Consider the following 3794-nt stretch of genomic DNA (forward strand, 5'->3'; position numbering starts at 1 on the left):
GCACAGGCCGATCCCGCATATCCGGCACCGGACCCGGACCCGTTCTATTCGCAAGCAGCGGCCGAGGGGACCGCCGGCACGCCGATCTCCGTGCGCCGGGCCCCTGACCTGATGACCTTTCCCGGCGTCGCGATCTGGCAGGTCAGTTACAGGTCCACGAACTCCGAGAACAAGCCTATTGCCGCGGTCAGCACGATCCTGGTCCCGCCGAATCAAGCACAAGACGGCCCGTTGCTCTCGTATCAGCACATCGTCAATGCACTCGGTACGGGATGTGCGCCATCTCGCGCGCTTTACGCATCGGATCCCAACATCGTCATCCGTGAAGCGCCCATCCTCAACGTCGCGCTGCAACGTGGATGGACCATTGCCCTTCCCGACCATCTCGGACCCAACAGTGCGTACGGCGCCGCGCGCCTGGGCGGACAGATCACGCTCGACGGTATCCGCGCCGTTCAGAAAGTCCCCGAATTGCGTAGTGGCGCCAGCCCTGTAGGTATTGCCGGCTACTCCGGCGGCGGCATGGCCACCGCGTGGGCGGCCGCACTGGCCCCGAGCTACGCACCCGAGGTCAACCTTGTCGGTGTAGCCGAGGGCGGCGTCCCGATGAATCTGTCCAAGATGGCAAACGGCCTCGGCCAGGATCCGCACCCGGCATTCGGCCTCGCCTTCGCCGCAGCAATGGGCCTCGAACGCGAGTATCCCGACCTACTGCCGCTGAGCAACCAACTCAACGACCTCGGACGGTCGATGCGGGCCGAACTCACCAACGCGTGCACCAACGACATCCTCAGGGTCGGTGCCGGGCGCAGTGCCTCTCAGGTGTCGACGTCGACATCCTTGCTGTCCAGCCCTGAAGTGCGAAAGGTGATGGACGACAACAGCGTCGAACTCTATCCGGGTGTGCCGACTGCCCCGGTGTTCGAATGGCACACGCCCGACGACGTTCTGATCCCCATCGATTCGGTGGTCAACACGATTTCGCGGTACTGCGCCGCCGGAGCCACGATTCAATCCCAACTGTTCCCCAGCCCGGACCACCTCACCACTGCGGTCCTCGGTCTGCCCACCGCATTCGAGTACCTACAGGACCGATTCGACGGAGTGCCGGCCCCGCGTTCGTGCTGAATGTCTCCGGAGTGACGTATCGAGCAGGCGCGGCACATGGCCAACTCGGTGTGCCCGTGGCATCGTTGATCGTATGAGCGACACGGATGACACCGGCGCGGCCGGCAATGGCGATTACAGTCTCGATCCCGACGACCAGCTTCAACCTGAAGACACTCTGATCGATCGAGGCGTCGACGACATTCTCGACGAGGGAATCTCACCACCGGAACGCCCACTGGGACTTGATGCCCACGGGTTGACCGGCAGCGAGGAATCAGCGGGGGAGACCCTCGACGAGCGCCTGGCCGAAGAAGAACCCGATCCGTACGCGTCGCTCGGAGATCCTTTGAAGGATCCCGCCGATGCCGACGAATTCGAACGGGAAGAAGAATTCCCGAACGGTGACGAAGTGGGTAACCGTCGCGTCGGGCGTCTCGTTGCCGAAGACGAGGGCAGATACGAGGACGAGGAAAGTGAACTCATTGCCGGAGACGTCGGAATCGACGGCGGCGCAGCGTCGGCAGAGGAAGCCGCGATGCATCTGATCGACGATTCAGAGGACTGAACGACCGCCTGACTGTTGTGGCTGTTGTAGCTGTTGATCGGTGAGAACGATGGAGTGGACGTGATTTCCACCCATTCTCTTGCTTTCGTACATCGCCGAATCGGCGAGGCGATGTAGATCGTGAACGCCACTTTCTGCTGCGTGTACGTCCGGCCAGGCGCCGTTGTGGATGGCTATGCCGATGCTGGTCGTCGAGATTGGTTCGCCTGTAGGGGAGTTCATGATGGGCGCGATCCGGGCCAGTAGATCGCCGACGTACGGCAACGGCATCATCTGAACGACGACGAACTCGTCACCGCCGATGCGCGCTATCGCCGCGTCCGATCTGGCCCAGTCGTGTAGTCGATAGGCCGTGCGCAGTATGACTCGGTCGCCGACGTCGTGACCGTAGGTGTCGTTGAAGTGTTTGAAATTGTCGATGTCGATCACCACCACCAGCAAGGACTGGTCGAGGCTGGATTTCGCTTGCAGTAGTTCGGAAGTCCGCCGTGCGAGTCCGCGCCGATTCAGCAGGTCCGTCAACGGATCGAGTTCTGAGCTTTGAGCGTCGTTGCTCAGAAGCGCCAGAGCAATCTGCGTGACCACCGGTATGACAGTGATGACAGGAATGGCAAAGGCAATGCGCCCCAGGACGTCTGGAAGGCCAGAAGGTACATCGGTGAACACGCCGATGCTGGCGACAACGATGACCGCCCCGGAAAACAGCAGGTGCCACAGCTGAGTTCGAAGGTTGTGAAAGAAGGCTATGTACGAGCCGACGAGCCCGAAGACGAGACATCCGAGTAATCTCTGATCCGGATTCGCCTCGGCCAGCACGATCACCGCAACAGCGAAGTCCCCGGCAACGACGAAGAAATACGACCTTTCACGGGTGGTCGCTATGACAGGCAGGGCAATTCCGCCGATCATCACAAGCACTGCGACGACGACGTCCAACGGAAATCCGATGGTCTGTACCGAATGAGTGCCCAGTCGCTTCAGCAGAATCGTGATACCCAGGAGGAAAACCAATACGCCGATGCCTATCCGAGTCGGCATCAGAATTCCGTTGTCGCGCAAGAATCGCGTGAATCGGTCAAACTGGTCTGGCACTGCGAGCCAGCGATGCACGACCTTGGGTGTGTCGCTCATCGCGGCCACTGACCATGAGAAGCGACCGGTCGAATACAACACATGCGGCGATAGTAGTCCGTGGCGATGACAATGGAACTGACCTCGCATCCAGCCTGTCGTCCCCAATACGTCACAGTGACGAATTGGGGCGGGGTGGCTGGGAGTGGGCGAGACTCATCCATCAACATCAACCCGCGTCAGGCGGCCTGCCGCGCGGCCTGGACACCTGAGCGGCAGGGTTGCTCGGTGGCCGGCCGGGGTCGGACGGCGATCGACGATTGGTTGTCCGACGACGGGCACGCCAAGATGATCAGCTCACACAATGCGTCCAGCGGTTCAGGGCGGAAGCACGCGAATGGTCGACAGATACATCTACGGATCGACGACGCAGGAAACGGATCATGAGCCGATATCGCCAGGTCGACAATTTGCCGATAATCTACATTATGTCAAGTAAAGTATATTCGAACGTCCCCCCGTCAGCTTGTCCGCTAGCTTTACCCACATGGATTCCGTTGCACTCGTCCTCGGTTCACCACGTGGCCGTCGCTTCTGTGCGAACGTCGGGTACGCGTGCCAGCAGAAATGTCGGAACTCGAGATTCTGCACTGTCTTGCGTATGCCGTAGATTGCGCACGCTACTGGGAGCCGCCGGACGAAGAAGATCTGATCTTCGTCCGCCCTGAGGTGATCGCGGCATTGCGCCCGATCGCCCAAACCCTTCTCGACTCGTCACACACCGCCTGGTGGACCGAGCCTGCTGACCTTCTGAACCAGAATCTGGTTGAAAAGTGAAACCCCATTTACGGCTGGTCAGACCTACCCTTGCGGATTTACCGCACAGAAGACGGCCTCGAACAGTGGCGCGCTGAGGCACTCGACTACGAACGCCGGTTTCTGGAATACCAGATCGAAGATCCGGACCGTCACATCGGAGGCGAATGGTGGTCTACCCCTTTTGCCAACGGTACAACCGAAACAACCAGGGCCCGGGACGGTATCGGGG

4 protein-coding genes and 1 pseudogene are annotated in these 3794 nt (G+C 60.5%); 4 read left to right on the plus strand and 1 reads right to left on the minus strand.

Annotated features, from left to right (window positions below; genetic code table 11):
• Together RWT78_RS28580 and RWT78_RS28585 are read left to right on the plus strand one after the other, a co-directional pair.
• Window positions 1-1128: lipase family protein (locus RWT78_RS28580; protein WP_314682721.1), on the plus strand; the 1128-nt coding region annotated here is incomplete at its 5' end.
• A 73-nt stretch (window positions 1129-1201) separates the two neighbouring features.
• On the plus strand, window positions 1202-1675 hold the full coding sequence (locus tag RWT78_RS28585; RefSeq protein ID WP_003945009.1) for a DUF5709 domain-containing protein: 474 nt from the start codon (window positions 1202-1204) through the stop codon (window positions 1673-1675).
• Here RWT78_RS28585 and RWT78_RS28590 read toward each other — a convergent pair.
• Window positions 1664-2806, minus strand: a complete 1143-nt coding sequence (locus RWT78_RS28590; protein ID WP_063892111.1) for a diguanylate cyclase — start codon at window positions 2804-2806, stop codon at window positions 1664-1666. The two genes, RWT78_RS28585 and RWT78_RS28590, sit on opposite strands and share 12 nt — an antisense overlap.
• Window positions 2807-3361: 555 nt before the next feature.
• Here RWT78_RS28590 and RWT78_RS28595 point away from each other — a divergent pair.
• Window positions 3362-3583: a hypothetical protein gene (locus RWT78_RS28595; protein ID WP_314682731.1), complete on the plus strand. Its 222-nt coding sequence runs from the start codon at window positions 3362-3364 to the stop codon at window positions 3581-3583.
• 30 nt (window positions 3584-3613) lie between these two features.
• Window positions 3614-3794, plus strand: a pseudogene (locus tag RWT78_RS28600) (hypothetical protein); the annotation flags it as partial.

It is taken from the genome of uncultured Rhodococcus sp. (assembly GCF_963525155.1).
Taxonomy (GTDB): domain Bacteria; phylum Actinomycetota; class Actinomycetes; order Mycobacteriales; family Mycobacteriaceae; genus Rhodococcus_F; species Rhodococcus_F qingshengii.